Origin of the sequence: Pseudomonas sp. HR1, assembly GCF_030175875.1 — a bacterium.
In the GTDB taxonomy this organism is placed as follows: Bacteria; Pseudomonadota; Gammaproteobacteria; order Pseudomonadales; family Pseudomonadaceae; genus Chryseomonas; species Chryseomonas oryzihabitans.
Genome location: NZ_JASNRF010000003.1, coordinates 116,732 through 140,212 on the forward strand (window position 1 = coordinate 116,732; position 23,481 = coordinate 140,212).

The 23,481-nt window shown below is 67.1% G+C and carries 25 protein-coding genes and 1 tRNA gene; 13 read left to right on the forward strand and 13 right to left on the reverse strand.

The genetic code is table 11. The features are described from left to right. Positions 1 to 17: 17 nt before the first annotated feature. From QKY98_RS11985 to QKY98_RS11995, 3 genes are read right to left on the reverse strand one after another with little or no spacing between them, the layout of a single operon-like run. Positions 18 to 338 carry a hypothetical protein gene (locus QKY98_RS11985; protein WP_007162970.1) on the reverse strand — a complete coding sequence of 107 codons (321 nt, stop codon included), beginning with the start codon at positions 336 to 338 and terminating at the stop codon, positions 18 to 20. A gap of 57 nt (positions 339 to 395) precedes the next feature. After that, positions 396 to 905: a hypothetical protein gene (locus QKY98_RS11990; RefSeq protein ID WP_267401482.1), complete on the reverse strand. Its 510-nt coding sequence runs from the start codon at positions 903 to 905 to the stop codon at positions 396 to 398. 35 nt (positions 906 to 940) lie between these two features. Further along, complete coding sequence (locus QKY98_RS11995) at positions 941 to 1,111, reverse strand: hypothetical protein (RefSeq protein WP_156930116.1); 171 nt, start codon at positions 1,109 to 1,111, stop codon at positions 941 to 943. A 204-nt stretch (positions 1,112 to 1,315) separates the two neighbouring features. Between QKY98_RS11995 and QKY98_RS12000 the strand changes: the two genes are divergently transcribed. Then, positions 1,316 to 1,645: a DHCW motif cupin fold protein gene (locus QKY98_RS12000; protein ID WP_027602459.1), complete on the forward strand. Its 330-nt coding sequence runs from the start codon at positions 1,316 to 1,318 to the stop codon at positions 1,643 to 1,645. 108 nt (positions 1,646 to 1,753) lie between these two features. On the opposite strand, the gene QKY98_RS12005 is transcribed toward QKY98_RS12000, so the two are convergent. Continuing rightward, positions 1,754 to 1,838, reverse strand: a tRNA-Leu gene (locus QKY98_RS12005). 106 nt (positions 1,839 to 1,944) lie between these two features. Between QKY98_RS12005 and queA the strand changes: the two genes are divergently transcribed. The 6 genes from queA to QKY98_RS12035 all read left to right on the forward strand — a co-directional run bounded on the left by queA (position 1,945) and on the right by QKY98_RS12035 (position 8,045). Next, complete coding sequence (gene queA, locus QKY98_RS12010; RefSeq protein WP_284670979.1) at positions 1,945 to 2,988, forward strand: tRNA preQ1(34) S-adenosylmethionine ribosyltransferase-isomerase QueA; 1,044 nt, start codon at positions 1,945 to 1,947, stop codon at positions 2,986 to 2,988. A 10-nt stretch (positions 2,989 to 2,998) separates the two neighbouring features. Then, positions 2,999 to 4,117: a tRNA guanosine(34) transglycosylase Tgt gene (gene tgt / locus QKY98_RS12015; RefSeq protein ID WP_007162952.1), complete on the forward strand. Its 1,119-nt coding sequence runs from the start codon at positions 2,999 to 3,001 to the stop codon at positions 4,115 to 4,117. Between the two features lie 147 nt (positions 4,118 to 4,264). Continuing rightward, positions 4,265 to 4,609, forward strand: coding sequence for a preprotein translocase subunit YajC (yajC, locus tag QKY98_RS12020; protein WP_007162951.1), 345 nt, complete (start codon positions 4,265 to 4,267; stop codon positions 4,607 to 4,609). Positions 4,610 to 4,673: 64 nt separating this feature from the next. After that, the gene (gene secD / locus QKY98_RS12025) at positions 4,674 to 6,542 is read left to right on the forward strand and encodes a protein translocase subunit SecD (protein ID WP_027597225.1); all 1,869 of its coding nucleotides are present in this window, start codon (positions 4,674 to 4,676) and stop codon (positions 6,540 to 6,542) included. A 10-nt stretch (positions 6,543 to 6,552) separates the two neighbouring features. After that, complete coding sequence (gene secF / locus QKY98_RS12030; protein ID WP_027597224.1) at positions 6,553 to 7,458, forward strand: protein translocase subunit SecF; 906 nt, start codon at positions 6,553 to 6,555, stop codon at positions 7,456 to 7,458. Between the two features lie 59 nt (positions 7,459 to 7,517). After that, positions 7,518 to 8,045, forward strand: coding sequence for a glycine zipper 2TM domain-containing protein (locus QKY98_RS12035; protein ID WP_007162948.1), 528 nt, complete (start codon positions 7,518 to 7,520; stop codon positions 8,043 to 8,045). A 153-nt stretch (positions 8,046 to 8,198) separates the two neighbouring features. On the opposite strand, the gene QKY98_RS12040 is transcribed toward QKY98_RS12035, so the two are convergent. The 7 genes from QKY98_RS12040 to QKY98_RS12070 form a co-directional block, all read right to left on the reverse strand. Then, positions 8,199 to 9,239 (reverse strand): acyltransferase family protein, encoded by a 1,041-nt coding sequence (locus tag QKY98_RS12040; protein WP_027597223.1) that lies wholly within the window; start codon positions 9,237 to 9,239, stop codon positions 8,199 to 8,201. Positions 9,240 to 9,525: 286 nt separating this feature from the next. Beyond that, the gene (locus QKY98_RS12045; RefSeq protein ID WP_044342753.1) at positions 9,526 to 10,071 is read right to left on the reverse strand and encodes an HI_1492 family protein; all 546 of its coding nucleotides are present in this window, start codon (positions 10,069 to 10,071) and stop codon (positions 9,526 to 9,528) included. Between the two features lie 120 nt (positions 10,072 to 10,191). Beyond that, complete coding sequence (locus QKY98_RS12050; RefSeq protein ID WP_007159685.1) at positions 10,192 to 10,329, reverse strand: hypothetical protein; 138 nt, start codon at positions 10,327 to 10,329, stop codon at positions 10,192 to 10,194. 64 nt (positions 10,330 to 10,393) lie between these two features. Then, positions 10,394 to 11,746: an MATE family efflux transporter gene (locus QKY98_RS12055; protein WP_284670980.1), complete on the reverse strand. Its 1,353-nt coding sequence runs from the start codon at positions 11,744 to 11,746 to the stop codon at positions 10,394 to 10,396. Positions 11,747 to 11,825: 79 nt separating this feature from the next. Beyond that, positions 11,826 to 12,464 carry a pyroglutamyl-peptidase I gene (gene pcp / locus QKY98_RS12060; RefSeq protein WP_027602465.1) on the reverse strand — a complete coding sequence of 213 codons (639 nt, stop codon included), beginning with the start codon at positions 12,462 to 12,464 and terminating at the stop codon, positions 11,826 to 11,828. An 8-nt stretch (positions 12,465 to 12,472) separates the two neighbouring features. Next, the gene (locus QKY98_RS12065) at positions 12,473 to 13,423 is read right to left on the reverse strand and encodes a DUF979 domain-containing protein (RefSeq protein WP_027597219.1); all 951 of its coding nucleotides are present in this window, start codon (positions 13,421 to 13,423) and stop codon (positions 12,473 to 12,475) included. After that, entirely contained in the window at positions 13,420 to 14,127 is a 708-nt protein-coding gene (locus tag QKY98_RS12070) for a DUF969 domain-containing protein (RefSeq protein WP_183631311.1), read from the reverse strand. The genes QKY98_RS12065 and QKY98_RS12070 overlap by 4 nt, the downstream gene beginning before the upstream one ends. Before the next feature lie 272 nt (positions 14,128 to 14,399). Here QKY98_RS12070 and QKY98_RS12075 point away from each other — a divergent pair, with 272 nt between their 5' ends. The 6 genes from QKY98_RS12075 (at position 14,400) to bfr (ending at position 19,434) form a co-directional block, all read left to right on the forward strand. Next, on the forward strand, positions 14,400 to 15,320 hold the full coding sequence (locus tag QKY98_RS12075) for a LysR family transcriptional regulator (RefSeq protein WP_027597217.1): 921 nt from the start codon (positions 14,400 to 14,402) through the stop codon (positions 15,318 to 15,320). Between the two features lie 105 nt (positions 15,321 to 15,425). Beyond that, entirely contained in the window at positions 15,426 to 16,172 is a 747-nt protein-coding gene (locus tag QKY98_RS12080) for a 5-oxoprolinase subunit PxpA (RefSeq protein WP_042136311.1), read from the forward strand. Next, positions 16,169 to 16,846: a 5-oxoprolinase subunit PxpB gene (gene pxpB / locus QKY98_RS12085; protein ID WP_284670981.1), complete on the forward strand. Its 678-nt coding sequence runs from the start codon at positions 16,169 to 16,171 to the stop codon at positions 16,844 to 16,846. The genes QKY98_RS12080 and pxpB overlap by 4 nt, the downstream gene beginning before the upstream one ends. Then, complete coding sequence (locus QKY98_RS12090; protein ID WP_284670982.1) at positions 16,843 to 17,775, forward strand: 5-oxoprolinase subunit C family protein; 933 nt, start codon at positions 16,843 to 16,845, stop codon at positions 17,773 to 17,775. The genes pxpB and QKY98_RS12090 overlap by 4 nt, the downstream gene beginning before the upstream one ends. A 150-nt stretch (positions 17,776 to 17,925) precedes the next feature. Beyond that, a complete protein-coding gene (locus QKY98_RS12095; RefSeq protein ID WP_027597213.1) occupies positions 17,926 to 18,816 on the forward strand; it encodes a PA4780 family RIO1-like protein kinase in 891 nt (296 codons plus the stop codon). A gap of 120 nt (positions 18,817 to 18,936) precedes the next feature. Continuing rightward, positions 18,937 to 19,434, forward strand: a complete 498-nt coding sequence (bfr, locus tag QKY98_RS12100; RefSeq protein ID WP_007159675.1) for a bacterioferritin — start codon at positions 18,937 to 18,939, stop codon at positions 19,432 to 19,434. Positions 19,435 to 19,464: 30 nt separating this feature from the next. On the opposite strand, the gene QKY98_RS12105 is transcribed toward bfr, so the two are convergent. After that, positions 19,465 to 22,029, reverse strand: coding sequence for an ATP-binding protein (locus QKY98_RS12105; RefSeq protein WP_284670983.1), 2,565 nt, complete (start codon positions 22,027 to 22,029; stop codon positions 19,465 to 19,467). A gap of 97 nt (positions 22,030 to 22,126) precedes the next feature. Further along, the gene (locus QKY98_RS12110; protein WP_284670984.1) at positions 22,127 to 23,455 is read right to left on the reverse strand and encodes a bifunctional DedA family/phosphatase PAP2 family protein; all 1,329 of its coding nucleotides are present in this window, start codon (positions 23,453 to 23,455) and stop codon (positions 22,127 to 22,129) included. Positions 23,456 to 23,481 lie beyond the last annotated feature (26 nt).

Consider the following 23,481-nt stretch of genomic DNA (forward strand, 5'->3'; position numbering starts at 1 on the left):
CCCGGCGGCGCCGTCCGCTAGGCGGCGCCCTTGCTCACGACCGGTTGCGGCTGCAGCCAGCCGGCGTGGGCTTCGCAGAAGCTCAGGATTCGCTGCACGCGGCGGATCTGATCCCGATGGCGGCATTCGCCCACCACGGTACGCACCAACAGATCGACGTTCTGCATGTGGATCAGGCGCAGATCCGCGCTCATGTCGGGGCAGGCTTCCATCTCGTCCATGCGCGTCTCGCAACGCGAGAGCAGGCGCTCGATGAAGGCGGTGGAGAAGCGAGCGGGGGTCTGGGCCGTTTCCAGGTCCTTGACCGCCACCTGGGAGAGAGGGGAGAGCGTTTCCATGCGCAAGATCTCGCGTCCGTATCGATGTCTTACTATTGCATGCTTTGCCCTCGGGTTTCAGCTGCCGGTTGTCAGCTGGCTATCCGGTCGTTTGCCGGGCTCGGCGCGGATGTCCGGGCGTTTTGACGCCACCTCGAGCAGCGCTGATCGCGCCTCAAGATAAGACTGCTTCTGCTGCAGATCGGCCGGATGATCGATGGTGAGTCCGGCCAGATAGCGCTGCCAGGCGATCAGGTAGGCCTTCTGCGCATTGCGCAGCAGGCGATCTTGGCCGGTGGGTAACTGGCCCGTAGCCTGCTTTTCTTCGGCAGCGGCCTGGGTCTGGCAGCTGTTCAGCCGCTGGCGAAAGTCCGCCAAGCGCCCCTGCTCGCCCGCCAGGCGGGCGTTGTTGCCGTGCAGCACCAGCAATTCGCATCCATAGAGCGCACTGTGCAACCGGGCCTGCAGGGTCCAACTAGGCGAGCGATCCAGGTCGACAGCTGCACCGGCTGGCTGGGCCGGTTGCTGTACGGCGCAGCCTTGCAGTCCAAGCAACAGGACGATCAGCAGTGGTGCGGTTCGCCTCATACCTAGCCCTCGCTAAACAGATCGAGAATGCGAGCCTACTGGTAGCGTTCCCATTCGTGATACTTGTCCATCAGGTAATTCCCGACCGGCTGCCGCTTCTGGCAGTCCTCACCGCTCAGCGGACTCGGCTCGCAGATCGGGCCGGCATCGCTGTAGTGACTGCAGCCGGACAGTAGCAGTGCGAGGCCAAGCAATATCCATTTCAACAGGCATCCTTCCTCATGATGAAAGCGGGAGTGGGGTGATCAAGAGCGTACCTGATCAACGGGGCGGCGCATTCGTAAAGGTACAGAAGGCGCAGCGAGTGGAGACCCTCCAAGGCTGCGTATCTCGCAAATTCGGCCAATCTGTATGAATTGACCGTCTTGCTGCCCGGGTACCATACCCCTCCTGTCCTGATAGAGGCCGTCATGCAACTGAGCGACATTCCATTCGGAATCACTGATTGGTCGACAATCGAACCTGTAGTCCATGCGGGAACGACCGGCTCGGCTGTTTGGCGTACCTGCCAGTTTGGGGCAATACGAGTCCGCATGGTCGAGTACAGTGAGAGTTACCTTGCCGATCACTGGTGCAGCAAGGGGCACATCCTGCTGTGCCTGGACGGTCGATTGGATACCGAGCTGGTCGATGGTCGCGTCTTCACCTTGACCGCTGGCATGAGCTACCAGGTGGCCGACAATGCCGAGGCCCACAGATCCTCTACCGCGATTGGCGCCAGATTATTCATCGTGGACTAAGGCTCGTCTCGAGGCCGCAACCCGGGCGCCCCAGGCACAAAAAAACCGCCTCAAGGGGCGGTTTCTTCGGCCTCCAGCCAACACGGAGAAGGCCTGGAAGGTACAGCTTGGTGCCCCGGGGGAGACTCGAACTCCCACTCCTTTCGGAAACGGATTTTGAATCCGCCGCGTCTACCGGTTCCGCCACCGGGGCAATGGCGGCGGAGTATAGGGACGCGGGCAGGCCCGGTCAATCCAAAGTGCGTTGGTGAAAAAGGCCGCTTCCGGTAAGCTGTGCGGCCTTTCGAGATCTACCTGCCATGCACGTCGCCGACTTCCATTTCGACCTCCCCGAATCCCTCATCGCCCGTCATCCGCTGGCCGAGCGCCGCGGCAGTCGATTGCTGGTGCTCGACGGCCCCAGCGGTGAGCTCAGTCATCGCCATTTCGCCGATCTGCTGGGCTATCTGCGGCCCGGCGACCTGATGGTGTTCAACGACACCCGGGTGATACCCGCGCGGCTGTTCGGCCAGAAGGCCAGTGGCGGCAAGCTGGAGATCCTGGTGGAGCGGGTGCTGGACGAGGAGCGGGTGCTGGCCCATGTGCGGTCCAGCAAGTCGCCCAAGCCGGGCAGCCGCATCCTCATCGACGGCGGCGCCGAAGCCGAGATGGTGGCGCGCCACGAGGCGCTGTTCGAGCTGAAATTCGCCGAGCCGGTGCTGCCGCTGCTGGAGCGGGTCGGCCACATGCCGCTGCCGCCCTATATCGACCGGCCTGACGAAGCCGAGGATCGCGAGCGCTACCAGACCGTCTATGCGCGCAATGCCGGCGCCGTGGCCGCGCCCACCGCCGGGCTGCACTTCGACGAGCCGCTGCTGGAGGCCATCCGCGCCAAGGGCGTGGCGACCGCCTTCGTCACCCTGCACGTCGGTGCCGGTACCTTCCAGCCGGTGCGGGTGGATAGGATCGAAGACCACCACATGCACCGCGAGTGGCTGCAGGTCGACCAGGCCGTGGTGGACGCCGTGGCCGCCTGCCGCGCCCAGGGTGGACGGGTGATCGCCGTCGGCACCACCAGCGTGCGTTCGCTGGAAAGCGCCGCCCGTGACGGCGAGCTCAAGGCCTTCGCCGGCGAGACGGACATCTTTCTCTATCCCGGTCGGCCCTTCCACGTGGTCGATGCGCTGGTGACCAACTTCCACCTGCCCGAGTCGACCCTGCTGATGCTGGTGTCGGCCTTTGCCGGTTACCGCGAGACCATGGCCGCCTATGCCACGGCCGTGGCCGAGGGCTATCGCTTCTTCAGTTATGGCGACGCCATGTTCATCACCCGCAATCCCGGGGCCCAGGGCCCGGAGAGCTGATATGAGTTTCATGAATTTCGAATTGCTGGCCACCGAGGGCAAGGCCCGTCGCGGTCGCCTGACCTTTCCCCGCGGCGTGGTCGAGACCCCGGCCTTCATGCCGGTCGGTACCTACGGCACGGTCAAGGGCATGCTGCCCGACAGCGTCGCCGACATCGGCGCCCAGATCATCCTCGGCAACACCTTCCACCTCTGGCTGCGCCCGGGGACCGAGGTGATCCAGCGCCACGGCGACCTGCACGACTTCATGCAGTGGCAGGGGCCGATCCTCACCGATTCCGGCGGCTTCCAGGTGTTCAGCCTGGGCGCGCTGCGCAAGATCAAGGAGGAGGGCGTCTACTTCGCCTCGCCGGTGGACGGCGCCAAGGTCTTCATGGGGCCCGAGGAATCCATGGCGGTGCAACGCGCCCTGGGCTCGGACATCGTGATGATCTTCGACGAGTGCACCCCTTATCCAGCGGACTTCGACACCGCGCGCCGCTCCATGGAGCTGTCGCTGCGCTGGGCCAAGCGCTCCCGCGAAGCCCATGGCGACAACCCCTCGGCGCTGTTCGGCATCGTCCAGGGCGGCATGCACGAAGAGCTGCGCCTGAGGTCCCTGGAGGGCCTGGAAGGCATCGGCTTCGACGGCTACGCCATCGGCGGCCTGTCGGTGGGCGAGCCCAAGGAAGAGATGATCAGGGTGCTGGACTTCCTGCCGCCGCACCTGCCGGCCGACAAGCCGCGCTACCTGATGGGCGTAGGCAAGCCGGAAGACCTGGTGGAGGGCGTGCGCCGTGGCGTCGACATGTTCGACTGCGTGATGCCCACCCGCAACGCGCGCAACGGCCATCTGTTCATCGACACCGGTGTCCTCAAGCTGCGCAATGCCGTGCACCGTCACGACGAGACGCCGCTGGATCCTACCTGTGACTGTTACACCTGCAAACATTTCTCCCGGGCCTATCTGCACCATCTGGATAAATGCGGGGAAATGCTGGGGAGTATGCTGAATACGATCCACAACCTGCGGTATTACCAGCGCGTGATGGCCGGTTTGCGCCAGGCTATCCAAGAGGGTAAATTGGCCGACTTTGTGGACGCCTTCTATGCTCGGCGCGGCCTGCCTACGCCGCCGCTCGACAGCTGAAAGCCCCTGTCCGATCGCCCTGGCGAAACGGCGCTCGCGCGTCCTTCGTCAGGGGCGTGAGCAGGGTCTCGAGGCGGTCGGAACGGCGGCGAGCGACCCCCAGCATCTCTTCTTTTTCCGTTATCCAACTCTGCAAGGAGTAGTGCAATGAGTTTTCTGATTTCCACGGCCCAGGCCCAGGAAGCTGCCGCGCCGGCCGCCAACGCTGCACCGGGGGGTGAATACATTCAGTTCATCTTCCTGATCGGCTTCGTGGTGATCTTCTATTTCCTGATCTGGCGTCCCCAGGCCAAGCGCACCAAGGATCACAAGAACCTGATCGGCGGCCTGCAGAAGGGTGACGAAGTGGTGACCACCGGTGGCATCGCCGGTCGCATCAACAAGGTCACCGACGAGTTCGTGGTGCTGGAAGTGTCCGACAACGTCGAGCTCAAGTTCCAGAAGGGCGCCATTGCCGCGACCCTGCCGAAGGGCACCCTGAAGGCCCTCTGAGTCTTCCTCAATCTAGCTAATATCGGGGCGCGCAAGGCGCCCCGCCTTTATCTCGGGCGGTGTCATGCTCAACAAATATCCCCTCTGGAAGTACCTGCTGATCCTGGCCGTACTGGTCGTGGGCGTCATCTATTCGGTTCCTAATCTGTACCCCGACGATCCGGCCCTGCAGATCAGCGCTTCCAGCACCGAACGCACGGTGACCCCTGCCGATGTGCAGCGGGTGAACGCGGCTCTGGCGCAGGCGCAACTCGCCGTGAAATCCAGCGACGTCAACGAGAGCGGCAGCCGGGTGCTGATCCGCCTGATGCGCGCCGACGATCAGCTGCCGGCCCAGGAAGTGGTCCGCCGCACCCTCGGCGACGACTTCGTGGTCGCCCTGAACCTGGCGCCCACCACCCCGCAGTGGCTGCGCAAGCTCGGTGCCAGCCCCATGAAGCTGGGTCTGGACCTGTCCGGTGGTGTGCACTTCCTGCTGGCGGTGGACATGGACAAGGCCGTGGACGCGCGCCTGAAGGTCTATGACAACGAGGTCAAGACCCTGCTGCGTCGCGAGAAGGTGCGCTATCGCAGCATGCCCGACCAGAACGGCGCCCTGCAGCTGGGCTTCACCGATGCCGCCGATCTGCAGCAGGCGCAGAGCCTGATCCGCAAGAACTACACCGATTTCGAGCTGACCACCGACACCCGTGGTGACCTGCAGGTGCTGCGTCTGCAGCTGACCGAGGCCAAGCTGCGCGAGATCCGCAACTATGCCGTCACCCAGAACCTGACCACGGTGCGCAACCGGGTCAACGAACTGGGCGTGGCCGAGCCGCTGGTGCAGCGCCAGGGCGCCGACCGCATCGTGGTCGAGCTGCCGGGCGTGCAGGACACCGCCGAAGCCAAACGCATCCTCGGCAAGACCGCCAACCTGGAATTCCGCCTGGCCGCCACCGCGGACACCCCGCGCGCCTCCACCGAGAGCTTCGAATTCCGCGAGCCCGGTCGTCCGGCGGTACCGCTGGAGCGTAACGTCATCATCACCGGTGACCAGGTCACCGACGCCTCGGCCAGCTTCGACGAGAACGGCCGGCCCCAGGTCAACATCCGCCTAGATGGCCATGGCGGCGACCTGATCAATCGCGCTACCCGCAGCAACGTCGGCCGCAGCATGGCCGTGGTGTTCATCGAGCAGCGTCCGGTCACCCGCTACACCACCCAGACCGTGGACGGCGTGCAGAAGGAAGTGGCGGTGCCCGGCTTCGAGGAAGAGCGGCGCATCATCAGCCTGGCGACCATTCAGTCGGCCCTGGGCAACAGCTTCCGCATCACCGGCCTGAACGGCTCGGGCGAGGCCTCGGAACTGGCGCTGCTGCTGCGTGCCGGTGGCCTGGCCGCACCCATGTACTTCGCCGAGGAGCGTACCCTCGGCCCGAGCCTGGGTGCCGACAACATCGAGAAGGGTATCGATGCCTCGCTGTGGGGCATGGTCTTCGTCTCGCTGTTCCTGATCGCCATCTACCGCTTCTTCGGCCTGCTGGCGACCATCGCCTTGGGCTTCAACATGGTGCTGCTGATGGCCTTGATGTCCATCCTGCATGCCACCCTGACCCTGCCGGGCATCGCCGGTATCGTCCTGACCATGGGTCAGGCGGTGGACGCCAACGTGCTGATCTTCTCGCGGATCCGCGAAGAGATCGCCAACGGCATGCCGATCCAGCGCGCCATCCATGAGGGCTTCAGTCGCGCCTTCACGGCGATCCTGGACTCCAACCTGACGACCCTGCTGGTGGGCGCCATCCTATTCGCCATGGGCACCGGGCCGGTCAAGGGCTTCGCCGTGACCATGTCGCTGGGTATCTTCACCTCCCTGTTCACCGCCATCTTCGTGACCCGTGCCATGGTCAACCTGATTTATGGCGGCCGGAACGTCAAGAAGCTGTGGATTTGAGGACGCGGCGATGAAAAAGACCATCAACTTCATGGGCGTACGCAACATCGCGTTCGCCATCACCGCGCTCCTGACCGTTCTGGCGCTGTTCAGCTGGTTCTACAAGGGGCTGAACTTCGGCCTGGACTTCACCGGCGGTACCCTGATCGAGCTGCGCTACGAGCAACCCGCCGACCTCGGCAAGATCCGTCAGGAGCTGCAGGGCGCCGGCTTCGAGGAGGCGGTGGTGCAGAGCTTCGGCGCCACCACCGATGTCCTGGTCCGGATGCCGGGTGACAACCCGCAGCTGGGCCAGCAGGTGACCAGCGCGTTGCAGAAGGCGAGCACCGAGCGCTTCTCCCTGACCCGTACCGAGTTCGTCGGTCCGCAGGTGGGCGAGGAGCTGCGTGACCAGGGCGGCCTGGGCATGCTGCTGGCCCTGGGTAGCGTGCTGGTCTACGTGGCCTTCCGCTTCCAGTGGAAGTTCGCCGTGGGCGCGATCATTTCGCTGGTGCACGACGTGGTGGTGACCCTGGGCCTGCTGTCGTTCTTCCAGATCACCTTCGACCTGACGGTGCTGGCGGCGGTCCTGGCCATCATCGGCTACTCGCTCAACGACACCATCGTGGTGTTCGACCGGGTGCGGGAGAACTTCCGGGTACTGCGCAAGGCCAGTCTGATCGAGAACATCAACGTCTCGACCACCCAGACCCTGCTGCGCACCCTGGCCACCTCGATCTCGACCCTGCTGGCCGTGGCGGCGCTGCTGTTCTTTGGCGGCGACAACCTGTTCGGCTTCTCCCTGGCGCTGTTCATCGGCGTGCTGGCCGGTACCTACTCGTCGATCTATATCGCCAACGTGGTGCTGATCTGGCTGGACCTGAAGAGCGAGGACCTGATTCCCCCGCAAGCCAAGGAACTCGACGACCGTCCCTGATGTCCCAGGCATGGCAAAGGGCCAGGTGCCCGCTATGACAGAGTAGTCAGGAGGTTGTAGTGAACAAGTCGATGCTCGTAGGTACGGTTCTGGGAGCCATCGTCGCCACCGCTGGTGGCGCCGTGGCGTACAGTTTCGTCGACCGCGGGCCTCAGTACGCCGAGGTCGTCGCCGTCCAGCCGGTCAAGGAAACGGTCAAGACCCCGCGCGAGGTCTGCAAGGAGGTCGCGGTGACGCATCGGCGGCCTGTTCAGGACCAACACCAGATCGCCGGGACCGCCGTAGGCGCGGTCGTCGGCGGTCTGCTGGGCAACCAGGTCGGCAACGGCAGCGGCAAGACCCTGGCGACCATCGCCGGTGCCGTGGGCGGTGGTTACGCCGGCAACAAGGGTCAGGAATACATGCAGAACCGCGACACCTACACCACCACCCAGACGCGCTGCAGCACGGTCAACGACAGCAGCGACAAGGTGGTCGGCTATGACGTCAAGTACCTGCTGGATGGCAAGATCGGCCAGGTCCGCATGGACCACGAGCCGGGCAAGCAACTGGAAGTCAAGAACGGCCAGGTACTGGCCAGCCAGTGATTCGCGTGACCGGCTGAAGCCCCAGAGCTGCAGCCAACAAAAAACCCGCTGCCAGGTGACTGGCAGCGGGTTTTTTATTGGCTCTTGCGCGGTGATCCGAAAGCTCTGCCGCGCCGGCCAGGGCGCGCAGGGCGCCCTGGCCGGTGTCGTCATTTAGACGGCGGGGCGGGGGGTTTCTGCTTTGGGCCGAAGCCACCGCCGGGCGGAGATCCACGCCGGCGCCTCGAACAGACCGTTGATGCCGCGGGCTTCCAGCAGCTTGGCGATGGCCACCGGCACCAGGATGCCGAAGGCGCAACCGGCGACGATGTGCAGCAGGCCGTCGTTGATGTGCAGGCCCTTGCTCAGGACGATGCGAGCGCCACTACCGCTGAGCACGTGCATCACGTAGATGGGCATGGACAGCGCGCCCAGGGTGAGCACCCATTGCAGCGGCCGCTGCGCCAGCACCATGCAGAGGCTGCTGACGAAGACGATGCCGTTCAGCGCCAGCACCAGGGTGGCCAGACCACGATCGGTGTAGACCAGGCCCAGCAGGCCGTGGAACCAGTATTCGAGCACCACGAACAGCAGACCCGAACCCAGCATCACGCGACCGGCCTGTTCCTCGATGGCCTGCTTGAAGTTGTTGAACCAGACGCCGAAGGCGAAGAACACGAAGTTCTGCGCGGTAAAGGTGAAGAAGAAGTCTTCCGGGCCGGCGTTCTGGAACAGATAGACCAGGGCGCCAAAGGCGAACACGGCGAAGAAGGCCAGCGGCTTGGCCCAACGATAGGCGAGCATGGCCAGGCAGAACACCAGGAACAGCGCATAGAGGAACCAGAACTGCTGGCGTGGCTCCCAGACCGTCAGGACTTCGCTGAAGCTGACGCCGCCATTGGTGTAGCGCGACATCAGCGCCTCCACCGAACCCTGCAGCAGCGACCAGACCAGGAAGGGATAGACGATGGTGTCGATCTTGTTCACCAACAGGCCGCCGGTGCCGCGCTTGATGAAGGAGCTGTAGAAGAACAGGCCGGAGAGGAAGAAGAACAGCGGCATGTGGAAGCTGTAGATGACGCTGTCCACCAGGCCGTGGAATTCGGCGTCCTGCAGGATGCCGGCGTTGAGCAGGCCGCGGACGACATGGCCGTAGACGACCAGCACGATGCCTATGGCCTTGGCATAGTCGACCCAGAGATTGCGAGTGTTCATTGAATGATCCTTTTCAAAAGAGAACCTGTGCAGCTGAAGCCAAAGCACTGGGGCAAACGAAAGCGGGAACGCTGCGGCGCCAGGGCGCGCGTTGCGACAGGTTCGGTCATGGTAGGACTCCCGAAGGAACGACGTCCGTAAGTAGCCGGTTACAGGAAGGGGCTCCTTGCCCGCGTTCTGACCGTGGCTATCTGCCATTGTTCATGGCTTGTTTCCGGCCATACGTGAACGGGGCAACACTTTGATGGCCAAAGGCCCAATTGTCCGACGAGCTGTAACTGGATGTTTAGAGAGAATCTTTGACGAACTGCAGCTGCTTCTCCTTGAGCAGGGGCTCGTAGCGCGGCGAGGTATAGATCAGCAGGACCTGCTTCTTGCGTGCCGCCTGGGCGCTGAACTTGTAGACGACGGTGTCGTGGTCGAAGGCCAGATAGGCCTGGGCGTCGTCGTCCTGGGTCAGGCGCTCGAAGGCGGCGGCCGACGACTGGGAAGAGGGCTTGCCGTACTTCTGGGTGAGGCCTTCGGCGATCAGGAAGGACTGCGCCAGGGGCGTGACGATGGACAGGCGCAGGAAGCGACCATCGATGAAGAAGGCGCCGGCCTCGACCTTTTCACCGGCGAAGGTCAGGTCGGTGCACTCGAAATACTCGACGCCGACGACGTCGATCTTGCGCGGCTGGAAGGTGCAGAGCTTTTTCGCCAGAAAGGCTTTCTGCTCGGTGCCGAAGGCAATGCCGGCGTAGCCGTCGACGGCCTGAGCCAGCGCCGGGACAAGCGCTAGTAGCGCCAACAGGGGCGCGCGCAGAGGCGACAGGTAGGACCTGACGGTCATGGTGATCCGGATTCCCTTCACGAAGGCCCTTGGGCCCACTCAACCCGACGGATGCTAAGAGCTCCGCCGGGGCTTTGCCACCGCTGTCGACGGCTTTTGTCGAGAGGTTCAGGGTTGGCGTCAGGCGATGCCGGGCGGAATCTGGTCCTTGCCGTAATCCTTGAGCTTTTCTAGATTTTCCGGCTTCTGGTGCTCGGGGACGTCGTCGCCGTCGGCGGGGGTGTCCAGGGGTTCCTGATCGCGGGTGTCTTCGCTCATGGCAGCGCTCTCGGCAGGGGATGTCCGACTTTGAGGGGAGCGCCGACCCGGCGGTTCCGCAGCGTCAGGGGCGGCCGTCGTCGCTGAGCCAGCCTTCGCGGTGGGCCAGGCGCCAGGCGAGCAGGGCGGAGATCAGGCCGCGCAGCGCCATGAAGGCGAGAAAGGCCAGCCACAGGCCGTGGTTGCCGAGGCCGCGCAGCAGCCAGCCGAGCGGCAGCGCCAGCAACAGGGCCAGCAGCATCGAGTTGCGCATCTCCCGGGCGCGGGTGGCGCCGATGAAGAGGCCATCCAGCAGGTAGCTGACCATGGCGATCAGCGGCAGCACGGCCAGATAGGGCAGGTAGGCGTGAGCCGCCTCGCGTACCGCGGCGATGTCGCTCTGCAGGGCGACGAACAGATCGCCGCCCAGGGCGAAGGCCAGGGCGAAGCCGAGGCTGGCCAGCAGTGACCAGCCACCGGCGATCACCAGCACCCGGCGCAGGGTAGCGCCCTCGCGGGCGCCCAGGGCATGGCCGGCCAGGGCCTCCACCGCATGGGCGAGGCCGTCGAGGGCGAAGGCGGTGACCAGCAGGCCATTGAGCAGCAGGGCGTTGACCGCCACCGTGGTCTCGCCCAGCTGGGCGCCCTGGGCGGCGAACAGCAGGAACACCGCCTGCAGTGCCAGGGAGCGGATGAAGATGTCGCGATTGACCGCCAGCAGCGGCCGCCAGCTGGCGAGGCGGCGCAGCGCCGGGCGGTCGATCCGGCCAGGCCACAGCCGCAGACGGCGCAGCACCAGCCAGAGGCCGAGCAGCATGCCGCTCCATTCCGCCAGCACCGAGGCCAGGGCGATGCCCTGTACCCCGGCGCCGAGGCCGAGCACGAAGCCGGTCACCAGCAGCAGGTTCAGGGCATTGGTGGTGAGCAGCAGCACCAGCGGCGTGCGCGCATCCTGGGTACCGAGCAGCCAGCCGATCACCGCGTAGCTGAGCAGCGCCGCGGGCAGGCCGAGCAGGCGCAGGTGCAGAAAGCGCGCGGCCAGGTCTGCGAAGGCGGGATCCAGGCCGAGCCAGGCGAGCAGCGGTTCCAGCGCCAGGCTGGCGGCCAGCAGCAGGAGCAGCGACAGACCCAGCCCGAGCAGGCCGGCCTGCAGGAGGATCTGGCGCAGAGCGGCGCCGTCGCGGCGGCCGCTGGCCTGGGCGGCGAAGCCGGTGGTGCCCATGCGCAGGAAGCCGAGGATGCCCAGCAGGGCGGTGTAGAAGGCGCCGCCCATGGCCACCGCGGCGAGTTGACGGGCTTCGGGCAGATGACCGGCGATGGCGCTGTCGACCAGGGTCACCAGCGGCACGCTGAGATTGGACAGGATCATCGGCGCGGCCAGGGCCCAGACGCGGCGGTGCAGCAGGGGGTGACGCCAGTCGGCAAGCAGGGTGGACATGGGCTAATCGCAGCGGCGGCGGAGGGGGCATTGTAGGCCAGCCGGCCCGGGTGGTCCTCCGCCGCAGCGCCTGCGGGGATCAGTCCAGTTGGCCGCCGCCTTCGCGCAGGTCCGCCCGGGTGGTCGCCGCGCAGGTCAGCGCCAGGCGCAGACCGGCGATCAGGGTCTCCAGGGCCATGGACGGCGCGCCGGGCTGAGCGGCGGCCTGGGCCGGCAGGTAGGGGATATGGATGAAGCCGCCGCGTACCCCGCTGCCTTGCAGGCGATGCTGCAGGCCGTAGAAGACGTGGTTGCAGACGAAGGTACCGGCGGTCTGGGACACCGCCGCGGGAATGCCGGCGTCGCGCAGGACCCGGGTCATGGCCTTGATCGGCAGGGTGCTGAAATAGGCCGCCGGGCCACCAGCCACCACCGGCTCGTCGATGGGCTGGCGTCCGGCGTTGTCGGGGATGCGGGCGTCGTCGACGTTGATGGCGATGCGCTCCAGCGACAGCTCGGCCCGCCCGCCGGCCTGGCCGACCGCCACCACCAGGGTCGGGCGATGGCGCTCGAGCAGCTCATCCAGCACCCGGAGCGCGGTGCCGAATTCGGTCGGCAGCTGCGCCGCGACCACCGGCAGATCGCCGAGGCACTCGCCATCCAGCCGGCGCACGGCTTCCCAGGAGGGGTTGAGGGTCTCGCCGCCAAAGGGCGCGAAACCGGTGAGCAACAGGGTCATGGGATACCTCACATCAGCAGATAGAGCAGCACCACGTTGCAGGCCAGCACCGCCAGGGCGGTGGGGACCTGGGCCTTGATCACGGCATTCTTGTCGTCCAGCTCCAGCAGGGCCGCCGGGACGATGTTGAAGTTGGCCGCCATGGGCGTCATCAGGGTGCCGCAGTAGCCGGAGAACATGCCGATGGCGGCCATCACCGCCGGATCGGCGTGGTAGACGCCCACCAGCACCGGCACGCCGATGCCGCCGGTCATCACCGGGAAGGCGGCGAAGCCGTTGCCCATGATGACGGTGAAGGCGGCCATGCCCACCACATAGACCACCACCGCCACCAGGCGCAGGTCGAGGGCCACGTAGGCGGTGGCCAGGTGCGCCACCGCCTTGCCGACGCCGGCGTCGGTAAAGACCAGGCCGAGCATGGCCAGGGCCTGGGGCAGGACCAGCGACCAGCCCAGGGCATCGGTCAGGCGCCGCGATTCGCGCATCGCCTGGATCGGGGTGTCGCGGGTCAGCCAGCAGGCCAGCGCCAGGGCCACCAGGGCGCCCAGGCCGAGGGAGACGAAGGTGACGTTCTTCGGGTCGAGCAGCGGCAGACCGGCGATCTGCACATCCTTGAGCAAGACGCTGCCGATCACCGTCACCACGGGAATGGCCAGCGCCGGAATGAACAGGCGATTGCCCAGGCGGCCGGCGCTGGCACGGGTCTCGCGTTCGGGACGACTGGCGTGATGACCGCTGCCCACCGCACCGCAGCCGGCCAGCACCGCCATCAGCAGCACCCCGGCGCCCACCCAGGCGGGTGGCAGGCGATCGCCGATCAGGAAGACCAGGCTGAACAGGCCCCAGAACAGACCACTGGTCCAGCGCTTGGGGTGCTGACGATCGGCCAGGGTCATGACCGCGGTCAGCGCCAGGATGGCGCCGGCCAGCCAGAACAGGTACTGGATCGACAGGATCATGGCCGCACCTCCCGGTTGGCGGTCAGCTCGCGATAGAGCTGGCGATCGAAGCGGTGCAGGCGCAGGGCGTGGATGAAGAAGGCGCAGAGCGCCGTGGGAATGCCCCAGAGGGCGATGTGCAGGGGTTCGACATCGAGTCCGGCGCCGAGCAGGAAGGTGTGCATCAGGGCGATGGCACCAAAGGCGACGAAGATGTCCTCGCCAAAGAACAGGCCGACATTGTCGGTGGCGGCGCAAAAGGCCAGCAGCCGCTGGCGCAGGGCCTCGGGCAGACGGCCATGGCGTTTTTCGGCGGTGCCTTCGGCCATGGGCGCCAGCAGCGGGCGGACCATCTGCGGATGGCCGCCGAGGCTGGTCAGCCCCAGGGCCGCGGTGGTCTCGCGGACGAAGAGGTAGAAGATCAGCAGGCGGCCGACGGTGGCGTTGCGAAAGCGGGCGATCCAGTTCTGCGCGTGCAGGCGCAGGCCGTGGCGTTCGAGCAGGCCGATCACCGCCAGTGGCAGCAGGATGATCAGCGGCAGGGCGCGCGCCTTGATGAAGCCGGTGCCGATGGCGGCGAGCAGCGCCTCGGGGCTGAACTGGGCGGCGATCCCGGTGGCCACGGCGGCCAGGGCGACGACCAGCAGCGGATTGAACCTCAGCACGAAGCCGACCACGATGACCAGCACGCCCAGCAGCGGCCAGAGGTTGACGGTGGTTTGCATAGGTGGATGTCTCCAGCGGGTCCACCGCGCTCCGGGCAGACGGTGCGGCGGACGGTAGGAAGCCGCGGGCGGCTTCGGCTGATCCAGGCAGTGCCCGCGGCACCGCTCGTTATTGTTGTCAGACGTCACTTGGCATAACGCCGGCTGGCATCTTTCGCCGCCGGCGGAGCTGGCGTCCAGCAAATAAAACTGTTCGCCGCCGATAGGGAAAAGCGGGGCAGACAAGCTCGCCGGTGGGGGTAAAGTGGCGGGGTAGCCTTGTCGAGGTCCCCATGAATCTGCGCTTTCTCGATACCTTCGTCTGGGTCGCCCGCCTGGGCAGTTTCCGCCTGACGGCGGAAAAGCTGTCCACCACCCAGGCGGCCATTTCCAGTCGCATCGCCGTGCTGGAGAGCGAACTGGGCGTGCAACTGTTCCTGCGCGACTCCCGCGGCGTGAGCCTGACCGCCGAGGGGCATCGGGTACTGGGCTACGCCGAACGGATGCTGGCCACCCAGCGCGAGCTGCACGAGGCCCTGGGCCATGGCCAGACCCTGGAGGGCCGCCTGCGCATCGGGGTGATGGATACGGTGATCCACAGCTGGCTGGACCAACTGATCGCCGCGGTCACCCAGACCTATCCGGCCATCGAGCTGGAATTGACCGCGGACACGGCGCTGAATCTGGCCGAGCAGCTGGCGCGGGGGCAGCTCGACCTGATCTTCCAGACCGATCTCCTGCGCGCCGAGGGCATCCGCAATCTGCACCTGGCCAGCTACCCGGTGCGCTGGCTGGTGGCCAGCGACAGCCACCTGGCGCGGCCCTACGCCAATCTCGCCGAACTGGCGGGCGAACGGCTGATCACCTTTTCCCGCCATTCCCGCCCGCACCAGGACATCCTCGGCCTGCTCCAGCGCGAGGGCATCGCCGAACCGCGGGTCTGCTGCATCAACTCGGTGGCGGCCATCATCAAGCTGATGGGCGAGGGCTTCGGCATCGGCGCCCTGCCGCCGGCCCTGGTGATTGAGGAATTGGCCCGTGGCAGTCTCATGCCCCTGCCGCTGGCCGGCCCGCCGCCCTTCGATGTCCAGGCCAGCTGGCACGGTGGCGCCGGCCTGGCGCTGAGCGAGGCGGTGGTGGCCCTGAGCCAGACGGTGGTGGCCGACTGGTGCACGCGCCTGGGCCCGGAGCGCGCCTTGCCGGTGCTGGTCTAGCCCCGATGTTTCAACAGCTTCTTATCGCCAGCGCCCGGAATCTTTTGTTGGACAGCGGCGCTCCGGCTTTCCGACACTCGAGCTACCTTCTCAGAGGATCCTGTCATGCCCGCTCGCCTGCTGCTCAATTGCGATTCCGGTGAAAGCTACGGTGCCTGGTCCATGGGTGACGACGCCCATGCCATTCCCCTGGTCGATCAGGCCAACCTGGCCTGCGGCTTCCATGCCGCCGATCCCCTGACCATGCAGCAAGCCGTGACCCTGGCGGTGGCCAACGGCGTGCAGATCGGCGCCCATCCGGCCTATCCCGATCTGGTGGGCTTCGGTCGGCGACCCATGGCCTGCACCCCGCCTGAGGTGGAAGCCATGATCCTCTACCAGATCGGCGCCCTAGACGCCTTCTGCCGCGCCGCAGGCGTGCGCGTCGAGTACGTGAAGCCCCATGGCGCCCTCTACAACGCTCTGGTCAAGGACGATGCCCTGTTGAGCGCCGCGCTCTCCGCCTGCGCCCGCTATCGCCAGGGACTGCCGCTGATGGTGCTGGCCAAGGCCGACAATGATCGCGAGCGCCGGCTGGCCGAAGCCGCCGGGGTGCCGCTGCTGCTGGAAGCCTTCGCCGATCGCGCCTATCTGGCCGACGGCTCCCTGGCTCCGCGTGGCCAGGTCGGGGCTGTCCATCACGACCCCGAACGCATCCTCGCCCAGGCCGTCGCCATCGCCCGCGGCGAAGACTTTCCCGGTTTCGATGGCCAGCCCATGCGGCTGCAGGCCGACAGCCTCTGCGTGCATGGCGACAACGCCGAATCCCTGGCCGTACTGCGGCGGCTGCGCGCCGCCCTGGACGCCCTATGATCGTCTGCAAGCCCTTTGGCGTCGCGGCGCTGCTGCTCGAACTGGCCGAGCATCCCGATGCCGAGCTGCCGCCGCGCATCGCCCGCCTGGGCGAGCGGATTCGCCAGCGCTTCGGCCCGGCGGTGACCGATCTGGTGGCGGGCTGGACCAGCCTGCTGGTGCACTACGATCCCCTGCAACTGACCCTGGCCGAGCTGCAGGCCGGCCTCGACCCCCTACTGGCCGACTGGCCGGGCGCCGCGCCGGCGGGCGAGGGCGGGCGCCTGCACCAGGTGCCGACGCTCTATGCCGGCCCCGATCTGGCCGAGGTGGCCGAGCGCTGTGGCCTGAGCGAGGGCGAGGTCATCACTCTGCACAGCGGTCGTGACTATCAGGTGGGCGCCATCGGCTTCATGCCGGGCTTCGCCTTTCTTGGCGAACTGGACGAACGCCTGGCGCTGCCCCGGCGCAGCACGCCGCGGACCCACGTACCCGCCGGCAGCCTGGCCATCGCCGAGCGCCAGACCGCCGTCTATCCCCAGGCTTCGCCGGGCGGCTGGAATCTCATCGGTCGCTGCCTGTGGACGGTCTTCGATGCCCGGGCCGAGCCGCCGTGCCTGCTGGCACCCGGTGATCGGGTGCGCTTCGTACCCGTCGACGAAGCGGTCTTTCGCGCCCAGGGAGGTCTGCCATGAGCGGACTGCAGGTCATCAAACCCGGTCCCCTGACCCTGCTGCAGGATCTGGGGCGCCAGGGCTGGCAACACCTGGGGGTAGCGCCCTCGGGGCCCATGGACGGCCATGCCGCGCGCTGGGCCAATCGCCTGGTGGGCAATCCGGTCGCGGCGCCGCTGCTGGAGATCGCCCTGGGCGGCGCCGAATTCGAGATCGAGACCAATACCTGGCTGGCGCTGACCGGTGCGCCGCTGGATGCCCGCCTGGATGGCGAGCCCCTGCCGGCCTGGTCGTGTTTTCCGGCAAGGGCTGGCGCGCGCTTGCGCCTGGGCTTCGCCCAGTCCGGGCAGCGCGCCTACCTGGCCGCCGCCGGTGGCGGCTTCCAGGCGCCGGCGACCCTGGGGAGCGTGGCCAGCAACCGGCGCGAAGGCCTGGGCGGACTGGAAGGCCAGGGCGCGCCGCTGGCGGCCGGACAGCGGCTGGGCTGCGCGGCGGTGAGCGCGCTGCATGCCCACGGCTGCGGCCCGGCCGCGCGTTTCGTGCCGGACTATCGCGAGGTGCCGACCCTGCGGGTGATCCTCGGTGGCGACGCCGAGGCCTTCGGCCCGGCGCAGCAGCAGGCGCTCTGCACGCAGTCCTGGCGCATCAGCCCGCAGTCCGATCGCATGGGCATCCGCCTGGCCGGCGAGGTGCCCCTGGCGCCCCCGCGTCGCCAGTGGTCGCTGGGCGTGGTGACCGGTGCCATCCAGGTGCCGCCCGATGGCCAGCCCATCGTGCTCATGGCCGATCGCCAGACCATGGGCGGCTATCCGCTGCTGGGCTTCATCCACCCGCTGGACCTGGCGCGCCTGGCCCAGTGCCCGGCCCATCACGAGGTGCGCTTCGCCCCGGTGGAACTGGCCGAGGCCCAGGCCGAGTGGCGGCGGTTCCTGGCCTTCTTCGGCGGCTGACGATGCAACCGGTCACGGCTGAGGAATCTTGTCCGCTTCGATGAGTCGCACGCTCAGGGGCGACGCCGACTTCCCTTTCTCGGCGTCTGGCTTGAAACTTGCCTCACACGTCCCCCTGAGACGACCGACAAGAAGGAGCTGGAACCGGCGATGAAAACTCCCAAACGCATCGAGCCGCTGATCGAGGACGGCTTGGTCGATGAGGTGATACGGCCCCTGATGAGTGGCAAGGAAGCGGCGGTCTACGTGGTGCGCTGCGGCAGCCAGGTACGTTGCGCCAAGGTCTACAAGGAGGCCGACAAGCGCAGCTTCCGCCAGGCCGCCGAGTATCAGGAGGGGCGCAAGGTGCGTGGCAGTCGGGAAAACCGCGCCATGGCCAAGGGCTCCAAGTTCGGTCGCCGCGAGCGCGAGGACAACTGGCAGAACGCCGAGGTGACGGCGCTCTATCGCCTGGCCGATGCCGGGGTGCGGGTGCCCAAGCCCCACGACTTCCTCGATGGCGTGCTGCTGATGGACCTGGTCACCGACGGCAATGGCGAGGCCGCGCCGCGGCTCAACGACGTGACCCTCACCGCCGAGGAAGCGCTGCGCTACCACGAGCTGATGATCGGCCAGATCGTGCGCATGCTCTGCGCTGGCCTGGTCCACGGCGACCTCTCCGAATTCAACGTGCTGCTGGCCGAGGACGGCCCGGTGATCATCGACCTGCCCCAGGCGGTGGACGCCGCCGGCAACAACCACGCCTTCCGCCTGCTGGCGCGGGACGTGGAGAACATGGCGCTGTATTTCGGTCGCTTCGCCCCGGAATTGCGCAAGACCCGCTATGCGCCGGAGATGTGGGCGCTGTTCGAGAAGGGCGAGCTGTTCGCCAATACCCGCCTGACCGGCGAATTCGTCGAACGCGAAGGCCAGGCCGACGTCCATGCGGTGATGCGCGAGATCGAGGCCGCCCGGCGCGACGAGGAGCGTCGCCAGGCCGCACGGCGCGAGCAGGACGAGCCCAGCGTGCGCGAAGAACCGCCGCCGCCCTGGCTAAGCTGATCGTTAAGTAGAACGATTAGCGCTGCGATGAGACGAACGGCCCCAGTGGTCGGGCGATGAACGGCGTCCTCCGGGCGCCAGCGCGCTAAACTGGGCACTGAACAGCACAGGACTCTTTTCATGCAAGGCCATCCGGACGTCATCAACTACCTCAACCAGCTGCTGCGCGGCGAGCTGGCGGCGCGCGACCAGTACTTCATCCACTCGCGGATGTACGAGGACTGGGGCCTGATGCGCCTGTACGAGCGGATCGGCCACGAGATGGAAGAGGAAACCCAGCACGCCGATGCCCTGCTGCGCCGCATCCTCTTCCTCGAGGGCACGCCGGACATGCGTCCCAACGCCATCACCGTCGGCCAGACCGTACCGGAGATGCTGCGCGCGGACCTGGCGCTGGAGTACGAGGTACGCGAAGCCCTGGCCCAGGGCGTGGCCCTGTGCAACCAGCACAAGGACTTCGTGACCCGCGAGATCCTGGTGGTGCAGCTGGAAGACACCGAGGAAGACCACGCCTACTGGCTGGAGCAGCAGCTGGGCCTGATCGACAAGATCGGTCTGCAGAACTACCTGCAATCGCAGATGAAGGGCGGCACCACGCCCCATGGCGCCGGCCTCTGAGGTCGGCCGAGCGGCGCCGCTGGGCGTCGCTCAGGACGTGCGGGCGTCGTCCTCCGGCGCCCGTGGCAGATAAAGTGAGATGCAGGTCCCCACGCCCGGCGTGGTGTCGATCTGGATCTGGCCACCCGACTGGTGCACGAAGCCGTGCACCATCGACAGGCCCAGTCCGGTGCCCTGACCCGGCGGCTTGGTGGTAAAGAAGGGATCGAAGATCCGCTCCAGGATCTCCGGCGCGATGCCGGTCCCGGTGTCGCTCACCTTGACTCTCACGTAATCGCCTGCTGGCAGGTCCTCCGGCCGCTCCGGCGCATCCTCCGGCAGATTGGCCGTGGACAGCCGCAGCTGGCCGCCCTGGGGCATGGCGTCCCGGGCGTTGATCGCCAGGTTGAGCAGGGCGCTTTCCAGTTGCACGGCATCGATCACCGTCGACCAGAGCGGCTCCGCCGGCTCGGCCTGCACCTCGATCGCCGGGCCGACGCTGCGGCGGATCAGCTCTTCCATGGCCAGCATCAGCTCGTTGACGTCGGTGGGCTTGGGTTCCAGGGTCTGCCGCCGGGAAAAGGCCAGCAGCCGCTGGGTCAGGGAGGCCGCGCGTGCGGCGTAGGCCTGGGCGCCACCGAGCAGCCGGTCGAGCTGGTCGGTCCGGTGCTGCTGCAGGCGGCGCTCGATCAGCTCCAGGCTGCCGATGATACCGGCCAGCAGGTTGTTGAAGTCGTGGGCGATGCCGCCGGTCAACTGGCCGATGGCCTCCATCTTCTGCGCCTGGTGCAGCGCCTGCTGCGCCTGGGTCAGTTCGGCGGTGCGCTCGATGACACGCTGTTCGAGGGTCTCGTTGGCGGTCCGCACCGCCTGGAACAGCTGGGCCTGCTCGATGGCGATGGCCGCGCGAGCGGCCAGGGCGACCATCAGGCGTTCGTGGCGGGCGTTGAAGCGCCCCGGCTCCGGATGGCCGAAGCCCAGCCCGCCCAGCACCGCGCCACTGCGGGCCACCACCGCGACGGCCAGATAGCTGCGCACCGGCAGCCGACTCGCGCGGCCTTGCGGCGCCAGGACGTGGCCGAGCTGTGGGTCGCTCGCCAGGTCGTCACTGCGGACCACGCCCGCGCTGCCCAGGGTGGTGACGAACAGGGTGGTGGCAGCGGATTCTCCGATCTGCTCGAAAAGGTCCCGCTCGACGCCGGACAGGGTGAAGCGCTGCAGACGTCCGCCACCTTCTTCATGGCGTTGATGAAAGTAGGCGCCGAATTCCGCGCCCGTCAACTCCACCCCGGCATCGGTCACGGTCTGCACCAGGTGCGCGAGATCCAGCTGGCTGGCCAACTCCGTGTCGATGCGCTTGAGGGCTTCGAGGGTGCGGGTTTCCTCGCGCAACTCGGCCTCGGCCTGCTTGCGGTCGCTGATGTCGACCAGGAATTCGAAGGCGCTGCCATCGGGCAGGCGCTTGGCGGCCACCAGGGCCCAGCCGGTCGAGCCGTCGCGGCGCCGATAGCTGCGCTCCTCGGGCGGCACCTGAGCGTCGGGGTGGGGCAGTAGCGGTGCGGGCCAGGCGATTCGCCCGGCGGCCAGGTCCTCGCGGTCGTGGCCGCTCATGCGCAGGAAGGCGTCATTGGCATCGATCAGCCGCCCCTCGGCATCGAAGCAGAGGGCGCCCACCGTCTCGATTTCCAGGGCGGTGCGGAAGCGTCGTTCGCTGGCCTCCAGCGCGGCGCGCGCCAGATGGGCTTCGGTGACGTCCTGCCCCTGGCAGAAGATGCCGATCACCTGGCCGGTTTCGTCGGTCAGGGGTTCGTAGATGAAATCCAGGTACAGGGTGCGGACCGGTTCGCCCGCGGTTTCCAGGCGCAGGGGCTGGTGCTCGGCGACGAAGCGGCGACCGCTGCGATAGACCTGTTCGAGCCACTCGAAATAGCCCTGATTGTGCAATTCGGGAAAGACCTCGCGCACCGTCAGGCCTTCGCGGGGCCGGCCATCGAACAGGCGGCTGTAGGCGACGTTGACGAAGTCGAAGACGTGATCCGGGCCGCGCACGATGGCGACGAAGCCGGGCGCCTGCTCGAACATCCGCCGCTGGCGGGCGGCATCGGCAGCGCGACGGCGCTCGTCGAGGATGCGCTGGGTGGTCTCGTGGCCCTGGTTGAAGATCCCGGCGATCTCGCCGCCTTCGCCACGGATCGGGGTGAAGCTGTAGTTCCAGTAGGTCTCGGTGACCACCCCCTGGCGCAGCATCGGCAGCAGCTGGTCGAACACCGAAAAGCCCTGGCCGCTGCTCAGGACCTGTCCGAACTGCGGCCCCACCACCGGCCAGATGTCCTGCCAGACCTCCTGCGCCGGGCGACCCAGGGCCCAGGGATGCCGCTCTGCGGGAATCGGCGCCCAGGCATCGTTGTAGAGCAGCAGCAGGTCGGGGCCCCAGTAGATGGCGGTGGGAAAGCTGGAATTCAGGCAGATGCTCAGTGCGGACCTGAGAGATTGCGGCCACTGAGAAGGCGGGCCCAGAGGGGATTCCGACCAGTCGTGACTGCGCAGCCGGGCGCCCATCTCGCCACCGCCGGCGAGAAAGTCCAGTTCGTTCCAGTCGGCAAGCTGCGCTGCCATCTATCGTGTCTCCCCACCCACCGCCGTAGTTCCAGCCGTTCAGACCACAATCGAACCGGAACTGCAGGACCAGGCGCGGATTTTTTCGGCCGCGGCCTTACAGCCGGGGCGCATAGCGCTCGATGGCTTCGGGCAGGGCCCAGCCGGCGGCGAAGGCCAGCACCAGTACGACCAGGGGCAGCAGCACCCACCAGGTCCGCGGCGGGATCGGCTCCAGGCGATTGCCGCCGGTCTTCTGCAACAGCGCCAGGCTCAGGCCGCAGAAACCGCCGGCGAGCAGGGCGCCGGCCAGGATGTCGGTGGGCCAGTGCACGCCCAGGTAGACGCGGCTGAGGGCGATGAGCACCGCCGGCAGGGCAGCGATCACCAGCCAGGCGAGGCGCCCGCGCGGACCATAGCGGCGGCCGACGAGGATGCCCAGGGTCAGGAAGAAGGCGAAGGAGGCCGAGCTGTGGCCGCTGGGCAGGCTGTAGGTGGTCAAGGGTTCGGCGAGCACATCGGGGCGCGCGCGGGCCAGCAGATTCTTCAACTGGCCGTTGGCCAGAGCGGTCCCCAGGGTGGTGCCCAGGGCGAACAGCAGCGGGCGCCACTGGCGGAAGGCGGCCAGCACCAAGATCAGCACGGCGGCCAGGATCAGCTGGGTACGAAAATCGCCCATGCGGGTGATGACCACGGCAACCAGGTTGAGCCAGCCCTCGCGATGCTCCTGCACCAGCGCCATCAGGCCTTCGTCGAAGGCGCGCAGGTGGTGCCAGCCGAACAGCAGGGCCAGCAGCCCGGCCAGGCAGAGGGCGCCGCTGATCAGCGTGGTGCCGGCGCGCTCGCGCCAGGCACCATGGGCGATGACCGCCACCAGCGCCGCGATGCCGCCGAGGATGATGCCGGCCTGCTGCCAGAAGCCTTCCGGCAAGGGTAGGCGGAAGGCCGCGCCAGTCACCCAGCCCGGGCCGAGGTAGGCGATGGACCAGCCGGCGGCGGCCACCAGGCTGACGCTGACGAATTTGACCAGGGACATGTCCAGCATGCCGGCGATCAGCGGCAGCAGCGGGCGCAGCGGACCGATGAAGCGACCCACCAGCAGACTGGCCACGCCGTATCTGTGGATGAAGCCCTCGGCCGAGCCGATCCATTCCGGATGGGTACGCAGGCCGGGCAGGCGCCGGATGCCCTCGTGGAAGCGGCGGCCGATGAAGTAGGACACCGCATCGCCAAGGATGCCGCCCAGAAAGCCCAGCAGCAGGGTATCGAAGAGATTGAGCGCGCCATTGCCGGCGGCGACGGCCACGGCGAACAGGATCACCGTGCCCGGTACCACCAGCCCGGCCAGGGCCAGGCACTCGAGAAAGGAGATGATGAAGATGGCCACGCCCAGCCACTGGTGGTGCTGGTTGATCCACTGGGTCAGGCCGTCTAGCAGTTCCGTCATCGAAAGGCTTCCTGGGGGCTGGGGGT